The following is a 19,603-nucleotide window of genomic DNA, read 5'->3' as shown; positions in this document are numbered from 1 at the left end:
CGACCGGGGTCCAACGAACGAGAAGGCTAGAACTGTGCCCACGTACAGCCCGAAGCCCGGAGACATCACGCGCGAGTGGCACGTCATCGACGCCACCGACATCGTCCTCGGCAAGCTCGCCGTCACCTCGGCGAACCTCCTGCGCGGCAAGCACAAGGCGATCTTCGCCCCGCACGTCGACACCGGTGACTTCGTCATCGTCATCAACGCGGAGAAGGTCGCCCTGTCCGGCACCAAGAAGACGACGAAGATGGCCTACCGCCACTCCGGCTACCCGGGCGGCCTCTCGGCCACCCCGATCGGTGAGCTGCTGGAGAAGGATGCCCGCAAGGCCATCGAGAAGGCCGTCTGGGGCATGCTGCCGAAGAACAAGCTCGGTCGGCAGATCTTGAAGAAGCTGAAGGTCTACTCCGGCCCGACGCACCCGCACGCGGCCCAGCAGGCCGTTCCCTTCGAGATCATCCAGATCTCCCAGTAATCGCATCCGCCGAACCGAGATCTGAAGAGGATTTGACAGTGGCTGACACTGAGACCACCGAGGTCGAGGAGACCTTCGAGACCAACGAGCAGGGCGTTGCCTACAGCTCCGAGAGCGCCCCGTCCGCCGACGCCCCGCTGCGTCCGGCGACGATCGCCCCCGCCGGCGCCACCGGCCGCCGCAAGGAGGCCGTCGCCCGCGTGCGCATCGTCCCCGGCACCGGCCAGTGGCGCGTCAACGGGCGGACGCTCGAGTCGTACTTCCCCAACAAGCTGCACCAGCAGGTCGTCAACGAGCCCTTCGCCGAGCTTCAGCTCGACGGCCGGTTCGACGTGATCGCCCGCATCCACGGTGGCGGCATCACCGGTCAGGCCGGCGCGCTGCGTCTCGGCGTGGCCCGGTGCCTGAACTTCATCGACGAAGAGGCCAACCGGCCGGCGCTCAAGAAGGCCGGGCTGCTCACGCGTGACGCCCGCGTCATCGAGCGCAAGAAGGCCGGTCTGAAGAAGGCTCGTAAGGCTCCGCAGTTCAGCAAGCGCTGATTCTGGAACGCGTGCCGGGCACCTCGCGGCGTTGTCACCGCTCGACGACCCGCTCCGCTCGAAGGTCGCCTTCGCGGCTCCGCCTTGCGAGACACTCCGGCACGCGTCCCAGAAAGTTGTCGTGATGACGAGACTTTTCGGCACCGACGGGGTCCGGGGTCTGGCGAACGGTCCATTGACCGCTTCGCTGGCCCTGGACCTCTCCGTCGCCGCAGCCCGGGTCCTCGTCGACCGCGGTGAGTACGCCGGGCACCGGCCGCTCGCCGTCGTCGGCCGGGACACCCGGATCTCGGGTCAGTTCCTGGAGCACGCGGTCGTGGCCGGTCTGGCCTCCGCGGGCGTCGACGTCGTGCGCGTCCGGGTCGTCCCGACGCCGGGCGTCGCCTACCTCACCGACGCCCTCGGGGCGGACGTGGGCGTCGTCATCAGCGCCTCGCACAACCCGATGCCCGACAACGGCATCAAGTTCCTCGCCCGCGGCGGGGTCAAGCTCGACGACGCGATCGAGCAGGCCATCGAGGAGCTGATGGGCCAGCCCTGGCAGCCGCCCACCGGCGCCGACGTCGGGCGGGTCACGCCGTACTCCACCCCGATCCAGGAGTACGTCGGCCACCTGGTCGCCACGACCAAGCCGCTCAGCGGCCTGAAGGTCGTCCTCGACTGCGCCCACGGTGCCGCGTCGGAGGCCGGACCGCTCGCGCTGGCCGAGGCCGGCGCGACCGTGATCGCCATCAACGCCGAGCCCGACGGGCTCAACATCAACGACGGCTGCGGCTCCACCCATCTGGGGCCGCTGCGCGCGGCCGTGCTCGAGCACGGGGCCGACGCCGGCTTCGCCCTCGACGGCGACGCCGACCGCTGCCTCGCGGTCGACCACCGCGGCGAGGTCGTCGATGGCGACCAGATCCTGGCCATCCTCGCGCTGGGCCTGCGCGACGCGGGCCGACTCGTCGACGACACCGTCGTCGTGACGGTGATGAGCAACCTCGGCTTCGTCCGGGCGATGGCGCAGCACGGCGTCCACGTCCGGCAGACCGCCGTCGGCGACCGCTACGTCCTGGAGGCCATGAACGCCGGGGGCTACTCCCTCGGCGGTGAGCAGTCCGGGCACGTCATCCAGCGCGACTACGCCACCACCGGCGACGGCATCCTCACCGCGCTGCACGTGCTGGAGCGGATGGTCGTGACGGGGGAGTCGCTGGCCTCGCTGGCCGCGGTGATGACACGCTTCCCGCAGGTCCTGCTCAACGTCCCCGGGGTCGACCGGACCCGCACCGACGACCCGGCGCTGGTCGCCGCGGTCGCCGCCGAGGAGGCGGCACTGGGTGACGGCGGCCGGGTGCTGCTGCGGGCCTCCGGCACCGAGCCGCTGGTCCGGGTGATGGTCGAGGCCGAGACCCAGGACCGCGCCCACGGGGTGGCCGAGCGCCTCGCCGAAGTCGTCCGGGACCGCCTCACCCTGACCTGAGCGCCCTCTCCTAGGGTGGACCCATGCCCGACGGCCCCACCCTGAGCATCGAGAGTGTGACCAAGCATTTCGGATCGGTGCGGGCGGTCGACGACCTCTCGTTCACGGTGCGACCCGGGGTGGTGACCGGTTTCCTGGGCCCCAACGGGTCCGGCAAGACGACCACCCTGCGGGTGCTGCTCGGCCTGGCGCAGCCCACCGCCGGGCGCACGCTCGTCGGGGACCGGCCGTACGTCGAGCACCCGCAGCCCGCCCGTCTGGTCGGCTCCTCGCTCGAGCCCGGCTTCCACCCCGGACGCACCGGCCTGGCGCACCTGGAGACGTACGCACCGCAGGTCGGCGTGAGTCGGGCCCGCTGCCGCGAGGTGCTCGAGCTGGTCGGCATGGGCGCGTTCGCCGGACGTCGGGTCGGCGCCTACTCCATGGGCATGAAGCAGCGGCTCGGCCTGGCCACGGCGCTGCTCGCCGACCCGCCGGCCGTCGTGCTCGACGAGCCCGCGAACGGGCTCGACCCCGAGGGCATCGTCTGGATGCGCGGGCTGCTGCGTCGTTTCGCCGCGGAGGGGCGCACCGTGCTGGTGTCCAGCCACCTCCTCAGCGAGGTGCAGCACACCGTGGACGAGGTCGTCGTCATCGCGCGCGGCCGGCTGGTGCACGCCTCCTCGCTGGCCGAGCTCGCCGCCACCGCCGAGGCCGGGACGCTGGTGGTGGCCGCCGACCGGGAGCGGCTGTCCCGGCTCGCGGCCGAGCGCGGCTGGCTCGCGGAGCCGGAGGGGGACGGACTGCTGCTGCACGGGGTCTCGGCGGCCGAGGCGGGCGCCGCCTGCTTCGCGGCCGGCCTGGAGCTGCGTCAGCTCGCCACCCGGGGTGAGGACCTCGAGGCGGCCTTCCTCCGACTGACCGCGGTCCAGCCCGAGGCGGTGCCGGCATGAGGGCCGCGCTGCTCGCCGAGCACCGCAAGCTGGTCTCGACCCGGCTCTGGTGGATCCTGCTGCTCGGCATGGGCGGCTACCTCGCGTTCATCGGTGCCGTGATGGCGCTCAGCTTCACGGTCACGACCGAGGGAGCCGGGGCGCCGCCGCTCGCTGGCCGCGACGCCGCGACCGCGACGTACTCCCTCGTGAACGCGATCGGCTACGTCTTCCCGCTCGTGGTCGGGAGCCTCTCGGTCACCACCGAGTTCCGGCACCGCACGATCACCCAGACCCTGCTGGTCGAGCCGCGGCGGAGCGTGGTGGTGGCCGCGAAGCTGCTCGCGACGGTGCCGGTCGGCTTGGCGCTCGGGCTGGTCGGGGTGCTCGCTCTGGTGGCGGCCAGCGCGCCGGTCCTGGCCTGGCAGGGCGACGGCGCCTTCCTCACCGACCCCGAGGTCGTCGCGGTGCTGGTCCTCGGCGTGCTCACGACGGCGCTCTGGGCGGTGGTCGGCGCGGCGTTCGGCTGTCTGCTCACCAACCAGGTGGCAGCGGTCGTCGTGATCCTCGCCTTCACCCAGCTGGTCGAGCCGATCGCCCGGCTGGCGCTCGGCGCGGTCGACGCGCTGGCCGGGGTCTCGGCGTACCTGCCCGGCGCGGCTGCCGACGCGCTGATCGGCGCGAGCTTCTTCGGCGAGCTCGGTGGGGGCGACCTGCTGCCGCGCTGGGGTGGGGCACTGGTGCTGCTGGGGTACGCCGCCCTCTTCGCGCTGGCCGGACGGCTGACCACCTTCCGCCGGGACATCGGGTGAGCGACGTGGAGCTCCGGGTCGTCGATGTCTCCGACGACGCCGCCCTGCGGGCCTGGTGGGAGGTCGGCGCGGCCGTCACCGCCCATGACCGGCCGTACGACGCCTGGCCGGCCTGGGAGGTCGGCCGGGCGTCGATGCGGGCGGCCCGCTCCGACCTGGACCGCACCCGGCTGCTGGCCGTGCAGGACGGCGAGGTCGTCGGCCACGGGCTGGTGGTGTGGTGGCTGCTGGACAACCCCCGGTTGGCCGAGCTCGAGGTGCGGGTGCTGCCCGGGCACCGCCGTCGGGGCGTCGGACGGACCCTGCTCGCCGAGCTCGAGCGACGCGCGGCGGCCGAGGGCCGGACGACGTACGTCGCCACGACCCACGCCCCCGTCGAGGCCGAGAGTCCGGGCTCGCTGTTCGCCGCGGCGCACGGCTACCCGGTCGCGAGCGCCGAGGCGTCCAAGCTGCTCGACCTGGCCACCGCGGCGGAGCGCTGGCCGGCGCTCGAGGACGACGTCGCCGCCCACCTGGGCGGCTACCGGGTCGCCGCCATCGAGGACCACGTCCCCACCGAGTGGGCCGCGGACTTCTGCGGCCTGCTCTCGTCCTTCATGACGATGGTCCCCAGCGGCGACCTCGACCTGGAGGCGGCCGCGTGGACCCCCGCCCGCCTGGCGGAGCACGAGGAGCGCACGGCCGCCGCGGGCCGGGCCTGGCTGGTCGCGGTCGGCGTGGCGCCGGACGGGCGGCTCGCGGGTTTCACCGAGCTGGGGGTCACCCGCGCTGACCCGCGGCTCGCCATCGTCGGCGGCACGCTCGTGCTGCCCGAGCACCGTGGCCACCGGCTCGGGCTCGGGCTGAAGCTCGCGACGCACCGCCGGCTGCTCGAGCTGTTCCCGGCGTGCCCGGTGGTGGTCACCACGAACGCCGGCGTGAACGCCCCCATGAACGCCGTGAACGAGGCGCTCGGCTACCGCGTCGTCGAGCGCTGCCTGGACGTGCAGAAGCGGACCTGACGGTCAGCTCAGAGCTTCCTGAGCCGCACGTAGCGCACCGAGTGGTCGCGGTCCTTGCGCATCACCAGCGTCGCGCGGGCGCGGGTCGGGAGGATGTTCTCGACGAGGTTCGGGCCGTTGATCGTGTCCCAGATCCGCTCCGCCTCCGCGACCGCCTCCTCGGGGCTGAGGGCGGCGTACTTGGCGAAGTACGAGTGCGGGTCGCGGAAGGCGGTCTCGCGCAGCCGCAGGAAGCGCGAGACGTACCACTCCCGGATCTTGTCGCGCCCGGCGTCGACGTACACGCTGAAGTCGAAGAAGTCGCTGACCGCGAGGCCCGTGCGGCCGTCGTCGCGGGCCCGGGCGGGCTGCAGCACGTTGAGGCCCTCGACGATCACGATGTCGGGCTTGCGGATCGCCACCTTCTCGCCGGGCACCACGTCGTAGACCAGGTGGGAGTAGATGGGCGCCAGCACCTCGTCCTTGCCGGACTTGATGTCGACGACGAAGCGCAGCAGCGCCCGCCGGTCGTAGGACTCCGGGAAGCCCTTGCGGTGCATCAGCCCGCGGCGCTCCAGCTCGGCGTTGGGGTAGAGGAAGCCGTCGGTGGTCACCAGCGCGACGTTGGGGTGCTCGGGCCAGTGCGCGAGCATCTGCTGCAGCACCCGGGCGGTGGTCGACTTGCCGACCGCCACCGAGCCCGCGAGCCCGATCACGAACGGCGTGCGCGGCGGGGTGCGCTGGTGCAGGAACGACTCCTGGGCGCGGTGCAGCTGGCCGGCGGCGCTGACGTACAGGCTGAGCAGCCGACTCAGGGGGAGGTAGACCTCCTGGACCTCGTCGAGGTCGAGGGATTCGCCGAGACCCCGGAGGCTGCGGATCTCCTCGGCGCTGAGCGGGTTCTCCGTCTCCGCCGCGAGCGCGGCCCAGGCCGAGCGGTCGAGGTTGGCGTAGGGGGAGGACTCGTGGGCACCGTCGTGGTGACCGCCGGAAGACATGGGCGCGATTGTTGCAGCATGCTCCCCGGCCGCGGGTGTGGCGTCCGACTCATCGACGGACAGGCGCTCCCCGGCGGCGGCCGGCCGCCGTCCTAGAGTGGGGTCCATGTGCGGAATCGTGGGCTACGTCGGGGAACAGCAGGCCCAGGACGTGGTCATCGAGGGGCTCCGGCGACTCGAGTACCGCGGCTACGACTCCGCCGGCATCGCGCTCGTCGACGGCGGCACGCTGGCCATGGAGAAGCGGGCCGGCAAGCTCGCCAACCTGGAGAAGGCGATCCTCGACGCGCCGCTGCCGGCCTCGACCACCGGCATCGGCCACACCCGCTGGGCGACCCACGGCGCCCCCAACGACGCCAACGCGCACCCGCACCTCGGCCACGCCGGCCGGATCGGGCTCGTGCACAACGGGATCATCGAGAACTTCGCCGACCTGCGGGCCCGGCTGGAGCTTGACGGGCACGACCTGGTCTCCGAGACCGACACCGAGGTCGCCGCGCACCTGCTGGAGCTGCAGGTCGCCTCCGGCGTCGACCTGACGACCGCCATGCAGCGGGTCTGCCAGCAGCTGCAGGGCGCCTTCACGCTGGTCGCCGTCGACGCGCTCGACCCGGACCGGGTCGTCGCCGCCCGGCGCAACAGCCCGCTGGTCGTCGGTCTCGGCGACGGCGAGAACTTCCTCGGCTCCGACGTCGCCGCCTTCATCGAGCACACCCGCGACGCCCTCGAGCTCGGTCAGGACCAGGTCGTCACCATCACCCGCTCCGGGGTCACGGTCACGGGCTTCGACGGCTCACCGGCCACCGGGACGCCGTACCACGTCGACTGGGACCTGTCGGCCGCCGAGAAGGACGGCCACGACTGGTTCATGCGCAAGGAGATCTTCGAGCAGCCGCGCGCGGTGGCCGACTCGCTGCTCGGCCGGCACTCCCGCGGCGGCCTGCTCCAGCTCGACGAGATGCGCCTCTCCGACCAGGAGCTGCGCGACATCGACAAGATCATCATCATCGCGGCCGGCACGTCGTTCTACGCCGGCATGGTCGCCAAGTACGCCATCGAGCACTGGTGCCGGATCCCCGTCGAGGTCGAGCTGTCCTCGGAGTTCCGCTACCGAGACCCGATCCTCGACTACTCCACGCTCGTGGTCGCGATCAGCCAGTCCGGCGAGACCGCCGACACGCTGCAGGCGATCCGGCACGCGCGGCTGCAGCGCTCCAAGGTCCTCGCCATCTGCAACACCAACGGCTCGACGATCCCGCGCGAGTCCGACGCCGTCATCTACACCCACGCCGGTCCCGAGATCGGCGTCGCCTCCACCAAGGGCTTCCTGACCCAGCTGGTCGCCTGCTACCTGCTCGCGCTCTACCTCGCCCAGGTCAAGGGCACCCGGTACGGCGACGAGATCGACCAGGTGATGCACCAGCTCGAGGCCATCCCCGACCAGATCGAGTCGGTCCTCGCGGGGGCACCGGAGATCTACGAGCTCGCCCGGTCGCTCCTCGGCACCCGGTCGGTGCTCTACCTCGGCCGGCACGCGGGCTATCCGGTCGCGCTCGAGGGAGCGCTGAAGCTCAAGGAACTGGCCTACCTGCACGCCGAGGGTTTCGCCGCGGGCGAGCTCAAGCACGGCCCGATCGCGCTCGTCGAGGAGGGGCTGCCGGTGCTGTGCGTCGTACCTCCCCGCGGTCGCGATCAGCTGCACGACAAGATGATCAGCAGCATCCAGGAGGTGCGGGCCCGCGGGGCGCGCACCATCTGCCTGGCCGAGGAGGGCGACGAGGCGATCACGCCGTACGCCGACCACGTGATCTGGCTGCCGAAGGTGCCGGTCCTGCTCCAGCCGCTGGTCGCCGTCGTACCCCTGCAGCTGTTCGCGTGCGAGCTGGCCACCGCGATGGGCCACGACGTCGACCAGCCGCGCAACCTGGCCAAGTCGGTCACGGTCGAATGATCGTCGGGGTCGGCATCGACGTCTGCGACATCGAACGTTTCGGCATCTCGCTGGAGCGCACTCCGGGCCTGCGCAGCCGGCTGTTCACGCCGGCCGAGGCGACCCGTCCGCTGGCCTCCCTGGCCGCCCGCTTCGCCGCCAAGGAGGCGCTCGCCAAGGCCCTCGGCGCGCCGGTCGGCATGTCCTGGCACGACGCCGAGGTGCTGAACGAGTCCTCAGGCCGCCCGTTGCTGGAGATGCGCGGCTCGGTCCTGGCCCGCGCTGAGGCGCTCGGCGTCGGCTCCGTGCACGTCTCGCTCTCGCACGATGCCGGCATCGCCTCGGCCGTGGTGGTGCTGGAGGGCTGAGCGCGGGTCGTGGCTGCGGCCCGCCGTCGGTGAGTTGTCCACCGAAACGGTCGCCGGAACGGTGGGTGGCTCACCGCCCCCGCGGCGGGTCGCCGCGGCCCGCCGGACGAGCGGTGCCTCAACCACCGAACGGGACCGCGTAACGGTGGATGGCTCACCGCCCCCCGCCCCTCCCCGCACTGGCTAGGGTCGGAGCGTGAGGCACGCACACACGGTCGCGCAGGTCCGCGAAGCCGAGGCGGTGCTGCTGGCGCGGCTCCCGGAGGGGGCGCTGATGCAGCGGGCGGCGCACGGGCTGGCGCACGCGATCCTCGACCTGCTCGGGTCGGCGTACGGCCGGCGGGTGCTGCTGCTCGTCGGGTCGGGCGACAACGGCGGCGATGCGCTGTACGCCGGCGCGGTGCTCGCGCGCCGCGGCTGCGCTGTCGACGCCCGGCTGCTCTCCGAGCGGGTCCACGAGGGCGGGTTGGCCGCGCTGCGGGCCGCCGGTGGCCGGGTCGTCGGCGATATCGCCACACGACCCGACGTCGTCGTCGACGGCATCGTCGGCATCGGCGGCCGGCCCGGGCTGCGACCCGACGCGGCGGCCGCGTTGGCGCAGGTGCGGGGGGTCCCACTGGTCGCCGTCGACACCCCCAGCGGCGTGGACGTCGACACCGGCGAGCTCCCCGATGACCATGTCGTCGCCGACCTGACCGTCACGTTCGGGACCCACAAGGTCGCCCACCTGGTCGACCCGGCGGCGCACGCCTGCGGCGCGGTTCACCTCGTCGACCTCGGGCTCGGGCCGGTGCTCCCGACAGCGGACGTCGAGGCGCTGCAGCCCGCCGACGTCGCCCGGCTGCTGCCCCGGCCGGCGAGCGACGCGCAGAAGTACGCCCGCGGGGTGGTCGGCGTGCGGGCCGGGTCGGCGGAGTACCCCGGCGCCGCCCTGCTCAGCGTCGCCGGTGCGGCGAGCGGCCTCGCCGGCATGGTCCGGTACGTCGGCGAGCCCGCCGTCGCCGACCGGGTGCGGGCTGCGCATCCCGAGGTCGTGGGCGCGGGCCGGGTGCAGGCCTGGGTGGTCGGCTCCGGCGGGGGCGAGCACGCCGGCACCGAGCTCACCGCTGCACTGGCCGATGGCGTCCCCACGGTCGTGGACGCCGACGCGCTGGCCCACGTGACCGGCCCGTTGCCCGAGACCACCGTGCTCACCCCGCACGCCGGCGAGCTCGCCCGGATGCTCGGCGTGGAGCGGACCGAGGTCGAGGCGACCCCGTTGGCGCACGCACGGCGCGCGGCCACGACGTACGGCTGCGTCGTGCTGCTGAAGGGTCGCCGCACCCTGGTCGCCGCGCCCGACGGCCGGGTCCGGGTCACCGAGACCGGGACCCCGTGGCTGGCGACGGCCGGCGCCGGCGACGTGCTCGGCGGACTGGTCGGTGCGCTGCTCGCGGCCGGGCTCTCGTCGTACGACGCCGCCTCGGTCGGCTCGTGGCTGCACGGGGCGGCCGCGTCCCTCGCCTCCGACGGCGGCCCGCTCGTCGCGGGAGACGTGGCGCACGCGATCGCCGAGGGGGTCCGCGGCCTGCCGAGGCCCTGATGGGAGAATCGGTGACATGAAGTCCGCCGCACGTGCCGAGATCGTCGTCGATCTCGCGGCAGTCCGGCACAACGTGCACACCCTGCGCGAGCTGACCGGCGTCGCGATGATGACGGTCGTGAAGGCCGACGGCTACGGCCACGGCATGGTCCCGACCGCGCGTGCCGCCCGGGAGGCCGGCGCCGAGTGGCTCGGGGTCGCCACCCTCGACGAGGCGCTCGAGCTGCGAGCGGCGGGCGACACCGGGCGGATCCTCTGCTGGCTCTACGTCCCCGGCGAGGAGTACGACGCGGGCGTCGCCGCCGACCTCGACCTGACCGCCTACACGCCGGCCGAGCTCGACGAGATCGAGGAGGCGGTCGGCGACACCGGGCGGACGGCCCGGGTGCAGCTGAAGATCGACACCGGACTCTCGCGCGGCGGCTCGTCGCCGGCCGCCTGGCCGGCCCTGGTGGAGCGAGCCCGCGCGGGCGAGCTGGCCGGGCACTGGAAGGTCACCGGAATCTGGTCCCACCTCTCCTCCAGCGACGAGCCGGACGACCCGGCCAACGACGCGCAGGAGACCGCCTTCCGAGCGGCGCTGGCGGTCGCGGAGGCGGCCGGCCTGGAGCCCGAGGTGCGCCACCTGGCCAACTCCGCGGCCGCGATCCTGCGCCCGAGCAGCCGCTTCGACCTGGTCCGCTGCGGCATCGCGTCGTACGGCCTGGACCCGGCGCCGGGGGAGACCCCCGACCTGGGTCTGGTGCCGGCGATGACCGCGCGGGCCACCCTGGCGCTCGTCAAGGACGTCGCGGCGGGCGACGCGGTGTCGTACGGCCGCACCTGGATCGCGGACGCGCCGACGACCCTCGGCCTGGTCCCGGTCGGGTACGGCGACGGCGTGCCGCGCCGGGCCGGCAACTCCGCCGAGGCGCTGGTCGCCGGCCGGCGTCGGCCCACCCGCGGCCGGATCTGCATGGACCAGCTCCTCGTCGACCTCGGCGGCGAGCACCCCGCGCCCGGCGACGACGTCGAGCTGTTCGGCTCGGGTCGCGACGGCGGCCCGACCGCCCAGGACTGGGCCGAGGCGGCCGACACGATCAGCTACGAGATCGTCACCCGGATCGGCAGCGGCCGGATGCCGCGCCGCTACGTCGACAGCGATCGTCCCGACCTCAGCGAGGTGGCCCCCGCGTGAGCCTCGCCCACCGGGTCCTCGGCGCCGCCGCCGGGGCCGCCGGTCTCGCCGCGGCCGGAACCGCGGTCGGCGTCGCCCGCCGCCGGCGCTCGATCGCCCGCCGCGACTCCGACGGCACCGAGTTCGGCAGCCTGCGATCCCCGCCCACGACGGTCGTCGCGGCGGACGGCGTACCCCTGCACGTGGAGGTGGACCAGGCCGACTCGGAGCTGACCGTGGTCTTCTGCCACGGCTACGCGCTCAACCTCGACTGCTGGCACTTCCAGCGCCAGGCCTGCCGCCGGGCCGGTCTCCGTGCGGTCTTCTACGACCAGCGCTCGCACGGCCGGTCGGGCCGTTCGTCGCTCGACCACGCCACCATCGACCAGCTCGGCGTCGACCTGGCGCAGCTCCTCGAGGAGGTGGTCCCCGACGGGCCGGTCGTGCTCGTCGGCCACTCGATGGGCGGGATGACCATCGTCGCGCTCGCCGAGGAGCACCCGGAGCTGTTCGGCGACCGGGTGGTGGGCGTCGGGCTGATCGGGACCACCGCCGGCGGGCTCGACCCGAGCCGGCTGCTGCTCCCCGTGCTGCCCGCGAAGCTCGGTGGCGGGATCGCCCACGGGGCGGTCCGCACGCTCGCCCGCGGGCACCGCACGATCGACGGCCTGCGCCGGCTGGGGCGCACGGTCGCCACGGTGGCGACCGACGTGTTCGCCTTCGGCGGTCCGGTGCCGCCGGCGTACGTCGACTTCGTCGACGACATGCTCTCGGCGACGCCGTTCGAGGTGGTGGCGGAGTTCTTCCCGAGCTTCCGCGGGCTCGACAAGTTCGACGCCGTCGAGGTGCTGGGCAAAGTGCCGACCACCATCATCTGCGGCACCGCCGACCGGCTGACCTCGATCGGCCACAGCCGCAAGCTGCGCTCCCGGATCTCCGGCTCGGAGCTGCTGGAGGTCGAGGGATCCGGCCACATGGTGATGATCGAGTCCCACGACGAGGTCGACGCCGCCCTCGCCGAGCTGTACGACGCGGCGGCGGCCCGATGACCACGAACCGGGTGGTGGCCCCGACCGTGCACCGCGTCGGCCCGGAGGCGGCGGCCGAGGTGCTCGCCGTCGTCCGCGAGGCGTTCGCGGCCCGGCCGCCGCTCGACCCGCCCGCCGACGCGCTGTCGGAGACCGAGGAGAGCATCGCGGCGATGCTCGGCCGGCACGGCGGGCTGGTCGCCCGGCTGGGTGCGGAGACCGTCGGTGCGCTGGTCCTCGACCCGATCGGCGGCACGATGTACCTGCGCCGCTTCGGGGTCGTCCCCGGCGCCCAGGGGCACGGCGTGGCCGGCCGGCTGATCGACGCGGCCGTCTACGCCTCCGCGGGCTTCGACGACCTGACCGTGGTCGCGCGCGAGGAGCTACCGCGCACGGTGCGGTTCTGGCAGCGCCAGGGCTTCCGCGAGGTACGGCGCCACTCCCCGAACGTCGAGCTTCGCCGCCCGCTGCGCACCTTCGTCTTCGACGCCCCGGACGCCGAGGCCATGCGCGAGATCGGGCAGCTGCTCGCCGGGCAGCTGGCCGCCGGGGATCTCCTGGTCCTCAGCGGCGAGCTCGGTGCCGGCAAGACCACCTTCACCCAGGGCATCGGGGCCGGGCTGCAGGTGCGCGGCGACGTCACCTCGCCGACGTTCGTGATCGCCCGCGTGCATCCCTCGCTCGTCGACGGTCCGGCGCTGGTGCACGTCGACGCCTACCGCCTCGGCGGCATCGACGAGCTCGACGACCTCGACCTCGACACCTCCTTGGAGGACGCCGTCACCGTCGTCGAGTGGGGCGAGGGGGTGGCCGAGGGGCTCTCCGAGTCGCGGCTGGAGATCCGGATCATCCGGGCCCTCGCCGACGACGACCCCGACGCCGAGCCCGACTCGGAGCTGGACCCGCGCCGGGTGCTGATGACGCCGGTCGGCCCGCGCTGGTACGAGCTCGACGTACCCTCCAGCCACCGCCCGCCGCTCGCCGAGAAGCTCAACGAGAACCTGCTGCTCGACTTCCGCCGCTGCCCCGAGGGCGAGCTGGAGCACCTCGATCCCGAGATCCCGCTGGTGCTCTCGCTGACCGTCGCCGAGCACGACGGACGGACCCTGCTGGTGCGCAACCACTGGAGTCGCGAGTGGGAGCTGTCGGGCAAGGACGTCGACCACGAGCTCGGCGAGACCCCGCGAGAGGCGGCCGGCCGCGCTTTCCGCGCCGAGACCGGCGCGGAGCCGCCGGAGCTGGAGTTCGTCGGGGTGGCGACGGTCCAGCTCGGGCACGAGCGCCGCATCGAGTACGCCGCCATCTTCCACGGCACCGTCGAGCACCCGCCTTCCTCGCCACCCGGCTCGCCGCCGGACTCGGGGCCCGGCGAGGACGTCAAGCAGCTGGTCTGGTGGGACCTGGAGTCCGATCTCGCCGGGCTCTCGCCCATCGACGCCCACCTGGCCCGGCTCGCCCACGGGCTTTCGTAGGCTCGACCCGTGCTCCTCGCCTTCGACACCGCCACGCCGCTCGTGACCGTCGCCCTCCACGACGGGTCCGACGTGCTCGTCGAGCTGTCCTCGGAGCGGCCGATGAAGCACGGCGAGCAGCTGGCGCCCCTCATCTCGGACGCCTTGGAGCGGGCCGGGATCGTCCGCCAGGACCTGACCGCCGTCGCCGTCGGCATCGGGCCGGGGCCCTTCACCGGCCTGCGGGTCGGGCTGGTCACGGCACGCACGCTGGCCTTCGTCCTGGAGATCCCGGTGTACGGCGTCTGCTCGCTCGACGTCCTCGCGGTCGAGGCGGCCTCGGCGCTGGACACCGCGTTCGTGGTCGCCACCGATGCGCGTCGCAAGGAGGTCTACCTGGCGTCGTACGACGCTTCGGGGGCCCGCCTGGACGGCCCGGTCGTCGAGAAGCCGGCCGCGGTCGCCACCGACCTGCCGGTCGTGGGGGAGGGCGGGACGCTCTACCCCGACGCGTTCCCGCACGCCACCGGACCGACCCGGCCGAGTGCCGGCTGGCTGGCCCGGGCCGTCGCCGAGGAGCTGGCCGAGATCGTCGACCCCGACCCGCTCTACCTGCGCCGGCCGGACGCCGAGCTGCCGAAGCCGCCGAAGAAGGTGTCGTGATCCGTCCGGCGACGCTCGACGACGTCGAGGACGTCGCCGCGCTGGAGCAGGAGAACCTCGGCGCCGACGCCTGGTCGCCCCACCTCGTCGGCGAGGGCATCGCGGGCAACCTGCCCACCGTGTTCTACCTGGTCGCCGAGGTCGACGGCACGGTCGTCGGGCATACGGTCGTCAGTGCCGTCGCCGACATCGCCGAGCTGCAGCGGATCGCCGTCACCCCGGCGCACCGTCGCAGCGGGCTCGCGTCCCAGCTGCTCGACGAGGGCTGCCGACTGGCCCGGGAGAGCGGTGCCGACCGGCTGCTGCTGGAGGTCCGCGAGGACAACCCGGGTGCGCTGCGGTTCTACGCCGCCCGCGACTTCGTCGAGGTCGACCGGCGCCCGCGCTACTACCGGGACGGCACCACCGCGATCGTGCTGCGCCGCGCGCTGGTCAGCGGCTGCGGTTGAGTCGGGGTTCCCGGCCGTTGAGTCGGGGTTCCTGACGGTTGAGTCGGGACTCGTGGCGGTTGAGTCAGGGGTGCCGGTGGTTCGAATTCCCGAATCAACGGTCACGAGTCCGGACTCAACCGTCACGAGTCCCGATTCAACCGTCACGGGTGCATCCGGGCGCCCTTCAGGACCTTGTCGACGGCGTTCTTCGGCCCGTGCACGGCCAGGCCGACCAGGTCCAGCTGATCGCGGGCGACCGCCGCGACCGCAGCCCGGTTGTCGTCGTCGTTGCCGGTGCGGAACAGGTCGGCGGTGAAGACGCCGACGGTCAGCTCGCGGCGCAGCGCCCGCTCGTGGGCCGCCCGCAGCAGCTCCGCGTCGCCCTCGAGGATCAGCACCGGCTGCCCCAGCATCCCGAGGTACGACGTCCCGTCGGCGTCGGCGTACGGCTCGCCGACCAGCTGGGGCCACTGTGCCGCCACCCCGCTGGCGAGGAAGGCGGTCGCGTTGAGCCGCTGCCAGCCGGCCAGGTCGTCGCGGAGCAGGACGGCGATCTTGGTCTCGAACCTCATGGGTCAACGATGAGGCGACGGGCTGTTGTCGTCTTGTACGTTCCTGACATGTCGCCGACGCCGACCGTGAAGGCCTGGCGGCCGCCGGTCGCGGGGGTCGTCGAGGTGCTGCACGCGCACTTCCCCGACCACGCCTACCCGCGCCACACCCACGACACCTGGACCCTGCTCGTGGTCGATGACGGCACCGTCGCCTTCGACCTGGACCGGCAGCACCTCGCCACGGTCCGCAGGCAGGTGACCCTGCTCCCGCCGCACGTCGCGCACGACGGCCGGGCGGCCACCACGCAGGGCTTCCGCAAGCGGGTGATCTACCTGGAGGAGCACGTCCTCGGCGCCGACCGGATCGGTGCCGCGGTCGACCACCCGGGCTGGGCCGACCCGGGTCTCGCGGGGGACGTCGACAGGCTGCACGCCGCCCTGGTGCACCGGGGTGACGCGTTCGAGGCCGAGTCGCGGCTCGCGCTGGTCGCCGAGCGGCTCCGCGGGAACCTCTCCGGCGCGCCGGTCGAGGACGTCCGCCGGGACCGGCCGCTCGCGCGCACGGTCCGTGACCTGCTCGACGCCCGGGTGGTGGAGGGCCTGACGCTCGCCGACGCCGCGGCGGCGTCGTACGCCTCCCCGACGCACGTGGTGCGCGCGTTCACCCGGGAGTTCGGGCTGCCGCCGCACCGCTACCTGACCGGCCGCCGCCTGGACCTCGCGCGGCGGCTGCTGCTGGCGGGGGAGCGGCCGGCGGACGTCGCGGCCGTCGTCGGGTTCCACGACCAGGCGCACCTGAACCGGCACTTCCGGCGGCTGCTGGGGGTCACGCCCGGTGCGTTCGCGCGGTCGGGCACGATGGCGGGGTGAGAGACGAGCCCCTGGTCCTCGGCATCGAGACCTCCTGTGACGAGACGGGCGTCGGCATCGTCCGCGGCCACACCCTGCTGGCCGACGCGGTCGCGAGCAGCGTCGAGGAGCACGCCCGCTTCGGCGGCGTCGTACCCGAGGTCGCCAGCCGGGCCCACCTGGAGGCGATGGTCCCCACCATCGAGCGGGCCTGCGAGACGGCCGGGATCCAGCTCCGCGACGTCGACGCGATCGCCGTGACCAGTGGTCCCGGGCTGGCCGGCGCACTGCTGGTCGGTGTTGCGGCGGCCAAGGCGCTGGCGCTGGGGCTAGGCAAGCCGATCTACGGCGTCAACCACCTGGCCTCCCACGTCGCGGTCGACCAGCTCGAGCACGGCCCGCTGCCCGAGCCGTGCCTGGCGATGCTGGTCAGCGGCGGCCACTCCAGCCTGCTGCGCGTCGAGGACGTCACCAGTGGCGTACAGCCCCTCGGCGCCACCATCGACGACGCCGCCGGGGAGGCCTTCGACAAGGTCGCCCGGCTGCTCGGGCTGCCGTTCCCCGGCGGCCCGCACATCGACCGGGTCGCCCGCGAGGGCAGCAGCGTGTACGTCGACTTCCCGCGCGGGCTCTCGTCGCGCCGGGACCTGGAGCGGCACCGGTTCGACTTCTCGTTCTCCGGGCTGAAGACGGCCGTCGCGCGCTGGGTCGAGGCGCGCGAGCGGTCCGGCGAGCCGGTGCCGGTCGCCGACGTCGCCGCGTCCTTCCAGGAGGCGGTCTGCGACGTACTGGTCCGCAAGGCGCTCGACGCCGCGACGTCGGAGGGCATCGAGGACCTGCTCATCGGCGGCGGGGTCGCCGCCAACTCCCGGCTCCGCGCGCTCGCCGAGGAGCGGGCCTCGAAGCTGGGCATCCGGGTGCGGGTGCCCCGGCCGGGGCTGTGCACCGACAACGGGGCCATGGTGGCCGCGCTCGGGTCGGAGATGGTCGCGCGCGGTCATACGCCGTCCGCCCTCGACCTGCCCGCCGACTCCAGCCTGCCGGTCACCGACGTCCTGGTCTAGGCAGCGGACGTCATACGATCCGGGCGCCTGGGAGCCCGGATCGTATGACGTTGCGCGCGCTGGTCCGCGTCGCGCTCAGACCTTGACGGCCTCGCGCTCGGGCTGGTCGTCGGCGTCGGGCGCCTTCTCGTCCCCGTGGCCCGGCCACCAGGCGGCGTGCCCGATCAGCGCGGTGAGCGCGGGGGTGAAGAACATCGACATCACGAACGCGGCGATCAGGATGCCGAAGGAGAGCGCGAAGCCCATCGACATCATCAGGCTGTTGCCGCTCAGCATCAGCGAGGCGAACGTGCCGGCGAGGATCACGCCGGCGGCGGCGATCGTCGGGCCCGCGTGCTTGAGCGCCTCCGCGGCCGCCTCCCGTGGCTCCCGGCCCTCGCGGGCCTCCTCGCGCAGCCGCGCGATCATCAGGATGTTGTAGTCGGTGCCGAGCGCCGTCACGAACAGGTAGATGTAGATCGGCAGCATGAAGATCAGCCCGCTCTCGCCCCCGAGGTGCTGGAAGACGATCACCGTCGCCCCGAGGGTCGCGGCGAAGCCGAGGCCGACCGCGGCCATGAGGTACCACGGCGCGACGAGGCTGCGCAGCAGCAGCATCAGGATCAGCAGGATCAGGCCGCCGGCGACGGGGAAGACGACCTTGTAGTCGCGGATCATCGCTGCCTGGAGGTCGGCGAAGATCCCCGGTGTCCCGCTGACGAAGGCCTGGGCGCCGTCCGGCGCGGCAGCGTGGGCGGCATCGCGGATCGGGCCTTTGACGTCCTCGAGCGCCTGGTCGGAGGTGGGGCTGCTGCTGAGCTCCATCATGAAGAGCGCGGTCGAGCCGTCCCCGGAGGGCTGAGGCGGGTAGACCTGGCTCACGCCCGTGGCCTCGGCCAGGGCACCGCCGAAGGACTCCAGGTCACCCTGCTCGAGAGTGCCGTTCTCGGACGAGAGGACCACGGGGACGAGCTCGCTCGCCCCGGCCGAGAAGTGGGCGTTCGAGATCTCCGTGGCCTTCGTCGACTCGACGTCGTCGGGCAGGCTGGAGTTGAAGTCGAACGACGGGCTGAAGCCGATCGCGAACACGGCCAGGCCGGCCATCAGCAGACCCGAGGCGGCGGCGAAGGCACCGGGCCGGCGGCCCATCGAGTTGCCGACCTTCGCGAACCGGGCGCCCGTGGGCTCCTCGCGCCACTTCTTCGACGGCCAGAACAGTGCCCGGCCGAGCACGGTCACGATGGCGGGCACCAGGGTCAGCGCCGCGAGCAGAGTGACGGCCACGGCGATCGCGAGGGCCGGGCCGATGGCCTGGAAGATGCCGAGCGAACTGAGCAGCAGCGCGAGGAAGGCCACGATCACGGCGCCGCCCGCGGAGGCGATCGCCTCGCCGGCGCGCTCCAGGGCGTGTACGACGGCCGCCTTGGTGTCGGCGCCGTGGCGCATCCGCTCGCGGTAGCGGAACAGGAAGAACAGGATGTAGTCGGTGCCGATGCCGTAGAGGACGACGACCAGGATCGTCTCGATCGAGGAGTCCGCCTTCAGATCGAAGATCTCGTTGGCCCAGCCGATCAGCCCGTTGGCGACCACCGACACGATGCCGACCACCACGATCGGCAGCAGGCAGATGATCACGCTGCGGAAGATGATGGCGAGCAGGCCGACGATCAGCACGATGGTCGCGATGCCGACGATGGCGAGCGCCTGTTCACCGGACTCCTGGGAGTCGAGTCCCTGCGGGACCGAACCGGTGGTCAGCGCCTCCAGGTCCGTGCCCTCGGTGAGGTCGGCGAGGTCGTCGCGCATCGCCTTGGCGTCGTCCATCGCCGCGGTGTCGAAGCCCGTGGACCCGTCGGCCAGCGCCACGAAGGCGTTCTGGACGAGGCCGTCCTCGGAGATGCTGGGCTGACCGTCCGGTCCCACCGTGACGACCTCCTGGACGAAGGTCTTCTTGCCGAGCTTCGGTCCGAGCTCCTCGGCGATCCGGATGATCTCCGCCTGGTCGTCCTCGGTGAGCGCGGCACCGTCCGCGCGCTGGAAGACGAGCTGCGCCGCGGAGGTCGTGTTGATCTCCGGGAACTTCTCCTCCAGGAGCTTGACGGCCTGCACCGACTCGTAGTGATCCGGCAGGAACTCCGACTCCTCCTGGGTGGTCTCCAGGGAGGGGGCCAGGACGAAGACCCCGACGGCGATGACCAGCCAGGCGGCGATGACGAACCAGGGACGACGCGAGGTGAAGCGACCGAGGGCAGCAAACATGAGGGGCACGCTATCCATTCGCAACGGTGCCCCGCACCTGACTTAGGTAGGAGTGTTGGACAAAACCTGGGGATCACTCGGCGAACAGGTGCTCGGTCTC

19 protein-coding genes are annotated in these 19,603 nt (G+C 73.0%); 16 read left to right on the top strand and 3 right to left on the bottom strand.

Going from position 1 to position 19,603, the window contains the following annotated elements; genetic code table 11:
* Window positions 1-34: 34 nt before the first annotated feature.
* The 6 genes from rplM (at window position 35) to MUB56_RS00070 (ending at window position 5,212) form a co-directional block, all read left to right on the top strand.
* Window positions 35-478 carry a 50S ribosomal protein L13 gene (rplM, locus tag MUB56_RS00095; RefSeq protein ID WP_244929893.1) on the top strand — a complete coding sequence of 148 codons (444 nt, stop codon included), beginning with the start codon at window positions 35-37 and terminating at the stop codon, window positions 476-478.
* A 38-nt stretch (window positions 479-516) separates the two neighbouring features.
* The gene (gene rpsI, locus MUB56_RS00090) at window positions 517-1,020 is read left to right on the top strand and encodes a 30S ribosomal protein S9 (RefSeq protein WP_244929892.1); all 504 of its coding nucleotides are present in this window, start codon (window positions 517-519) and stop codon (window positions 1,018-1,020) included.
* 124 nt (window positions 1,021-1,144) lie between these two features.
* A complete protein-coding gene (glmM, locus tag MUB56_RS00085; RefSeq protein WP_244929891.1) occupies window positions 1,145-2,488 on the top strand; it encodes a phosphoglucosamine mutase in 1,344 nt (447 codons plus the stop codon).
* A gap of 23 nt (window positions 2,489-2,511) precedes the next feature.
* Entirely contained in the window at window positions 2,512-3,420 is a 909-nt protein-coding gene (locus tag MUB56_RS00080; RefSeq protein ID WP_244929890.1) for an ATP-binding cassette domain-containing protein, read from the top strand.
* A complete protein-coding gene (locus MUB56_RS00075; RefSeq protein WP_244929889.1) occupies window positions 3,417-4,211 on the top strand; it encodes an ABC transporter permease in 795 nt (264 codons plus the stop codon). Before MUB56_RS00080 ends, MUB56_RS00075 begins: the two co-directional genes overlap by 4 nt.
* A complete protein-coding gene (locus tag MUB56_RS00070) occupies window positions 4,208-5,212 on the top strand; it encodes a GNAT family N-acetyltransferase (RefSeq protein ID WP_244929888.1) in 1,005 nt (334 codons plus the stop codon). The genes MUB56_RS00075 and MUB56_RS00070 overlap by 4 nt, the downstream gene beginning before the upstream one ends.
* Before the next feature lie 8 nt (window positions 5,213-5,220).
* Here the strand turns inward: MUB56_RS00070 and coaA are convergent, their stop codons facing one another.
* Window positions 5,221-6,189, bottom strand: coding sequence for a type I pantothenate kinase (gene coaA, locus MUB56_RS00065; protein WP_244929887.1), 969 nt, complete (start codon window positions 6,187-6,189; stop codon window positions 5,221-5,223).
* A gap of 106 nt (window positions 6,190-6,295) precedes the next feature.
* Here coaA and glmS point away from each other — a divergent pair, with 106 nt between their 5' ends.
* The 8 genes from glmS (at window position 6,296) to rimI (ending at window position 14,816) form a co-directional block, all read left to right on the top strand.
* Window positions 6,296-8,140, top strand: a complete 1,845-nt coding sequence (glmS, locus tag MUB56_RS00060; protein WP_244929886.1) for a glutamine--fructose-6-phosphate transaminase (isomerizing) — start codon at window positions 6,296-6,298, stop codon at window positions 8,138-8,140.
* Window positions 8,137-8,487, top strand: a complete 351-nt coding sequence (locus MUB56_RS00055; protein ID WP_244929885.1) for a holo-ACP synthase — start codon at window positions 8,137-8,139, stop codon at window positions 8,485-8,487. Before glmS ends, MUB56_RS00055 begins: the two co-directional genes overlap by 4 nt.
* Window positions 8,488-8,683: 196 nt before the next feature.
* Window positions 8,684-10,069, top strand: coding sequence for an NAD(P)H-hydrate dehydratase (locus MUB56_RS00050; RefSeq protein ID WP_244929884.1), 1,386 nt, complete (start codon window positions 8,684-8,686; stop codon window positions 10,067-10,069).
* A gap of 16 nt (window positions 10,070-10,085) precedes the next feature.
* Window positions 10,086-11,246 carry an alanine racemase gene (alr, locus tag MUB56_RS00045; RefSeq protein ID WP_244929883.1) on the top strand — a complete coding sequence of 387 codons (1,161 nt, stop codon included), beginning with the start codon at window positions 10,086-10,088 and terminating at the stop codon, window positions 11,244-11,246.
* The gene (locus tag MUB56_RS00040; RefSeq protein ID WP_244929882.1) at window positions 11,243-12,274 is read left to right on the top strand and encodes an alpha/beta hydrolase; all 1,032 of its coding nucleotides are present in this window, start codon (window positions 11,243-11,245) and stop codon (window positions 12,272-12,274) included. The genes alr and MUB56_RS00040 overlap by 4 nt, the downstream gene beginning before the upstream one ends.
* Window positions 12,271-13,725, top strand: coding sequence for a tRNA (adenosine(37)-N6)-threonylcarbamoyltransferase complex ATPase subunit type 1 TsaE (tsaE, locus tag MUB56_RS00035; protein WP_244929881.1), 1,455 nt, complete (start codon window positions 12,271-12,273; stop codon window positions 13,723-13,725). The genes MUB56_RS00040 and tsaE overlap by 4 nt, the downstream gene beginning before the upstream one ends.
* 9 nt (window positions 13,726-13,734) lie before the next feature.
* On the top strand, window positions 13,735-14,367 hold the full coding sequence (tsaB, locus tag MUB56_RS00030; RefSeq protein ID WP_244929880.1) for a tRNA (adenosine(37)-N6)-threonylcarbamoyltransferase complex dimerization subunit type 1 TsaB: 633 nt from the start codon (window positions 13,735-13,737) through the stop codon (window positions 14,365-14,367).
* Entirely contained in the window at window positions 14,364-14,816 is a 453-nt protein-coding gene (rimI, locus tag MUB56_RS00025; protein WP_244929879.1) for a ribosomal protein S18-alanine N-acetyltransferase, read from the top strand. The genes tsaB and rimI overlap by 4 nt, the downstream gene beginning before the upstream one ends.
* A 143-nt stretch (window positions 14,817-14,959) precedes the next feature.
* On the opposite strand, the gene MUB56_RS00020 is transcribed toward rimI, so the two are convergent.
* Window positions 14,960-15,370 (bottom strand): DUF2000 domain-containing protein, encoded by a 411-nt coding sequence (locus MUB56_RS00020; RefSeq protein WP_244929878.1) that lies wholly within the window; start codon window positions 15,368-15,370, stop codon window positions 14,960-14,962.
* A 48-nt stretch (window positions 15,371-15,418) separates the two neighbouring features.
* Between MUB56_RS00020 and MUB56_RS00015 the strand changes: the two genes are divergently transcribed.
* Complete coding sequence (locus MUB56_RS00015; RefSeq protein WP_244929877.1) at window positions 15,419-16,222, top strand: AraC family transcriptional regulator; 804 nt, start codon at window positions 15,419-15,421, stop codon at window positions 16,220-16,222.
* Window positions 16,219-17,265 (top strand): tRNA (adenosine(37)-N6)-threonylcarbamoyltransferase complex transferase subunit TsaD, encoded by a 1,047-nt coding sequence (gene tsaD / locus MUB56_RS00010; protein ID WP_244929876.1) that lies wholly within the window; start codon window positions 16,219-16,221, stop codon window positions 17,263-17,265. Before MUB56_RS00015 ends, tsaD begins: the two co-directional genes overlap by 4 nt.
* A gap of 75 nt (window positions 17,266-17,340) precedes the next feature.
* Here tsaD and MUB56_RS00005 read toward each other — a convergent pair whose 3' ends face one another.
* Window positions 17,341-19,503: an MMPL family transporter gene (locus tag MUB56_RS00005; RefSeq protein ID WP_244929875.1), complete on the bottom strand. Its 2,163-nt coding sequence runs from the start codon at window positions 19,501-19,503 to the stop codon at window positions 17,341-17,343.
* Window positions 19,504-19,603 lie beyond the last annotated feature (100 nt).

Source organism: Nocardioides sp. W7 (assembly GCF_022919075.1).
In the GTDB taxonomy this organism is placed as follows: Bacteria; Actinomycetota; Actinomycetes; order Propionibacteriales; family Nocardioidaceae; genus Nocardioides.
Note: the sequence above shows the minus strand (reverse complement) of the source record. Positions and strands in the feature narration are given on the sequence as shown.

Bases quoted from the DNA above. Each gene is read 5' to 3' on its own strand.
- coaA (WP_244929887.1), bottom strand. From the start codon at position 6,189: ATGTCTTCCGGCGGTCACCACGACGGTGCCCACGAGTCCTCCCCCTAC.
- MUB56_RS00015 (WP_244929877.1), top strand. From the start codon at position 15,419: ATGTCGCCGACGCCGACCGTGAAGGCCTGGCGGCCGCCGGTCGCGGGG.
- MUB56_RS00075 (WP_244929889.1), top strand. From the start codon at position 3,417: ATGAGGGCCGCGCTGCTCGCCGAGCACCGCAAGCTGGTCTCGACCCGG.
- glmS (WP_244929886.1), top strand. From the start codon at position 6,296: ATGTGCGGAATCGTGGGCTACGTCGGGGAACAGCAGGCCCAGGACGTG.
- MUB56_RS00055 (WP_244929885.1), top strand. From the start codon at position 8,137: ATGATCGTCGGGGTCGGCATCGACGTCTGCGACATCGAACGTTTCGGC.
- MUB56_RS00020 (WP_244929878.1), bottom strand. From the start codon at position 15,370: ATGAGGTTCGAGACCAAGATCGCCGTCCTGCTCCGCGACGACCTGGCC.
- alr (WP_244929883.1), top strand. From the start codon at position 10,086: ATGAAGTCCGCCGCACGTGCCGAGATCGTCGTCGATCTCGCGGCAGTC.
- tsaE (WP_244929881.1), top strand. From the start codon at position 12,271: ATGACCACGAACCGGGTGGTGGCCCCGACCGTGCACCGCGTCGGCCCG.
- MUB56_RS00080 (WP_244929890.1), top strand. From the start codon at position 2,512: ATGCCCGACGGCCCCACCCTGAGCATCGAGAGTGTGACCAAGCATTTC.
- glmM (WP_244929891.1), top strand. From the start codon at position 1,145: ATGACGAGACTTTTCGGCACCGACGGGGTCCGGGGTCTGGCGAACGGT.
- MUB56_RS00005 (WP_244929875.1), bottom strand. From the start codon at position 19,503: ATGTTTGCTGCCCTCGGTCGCTTCACCTCGCGTCGTCCCTGGTTCGTC.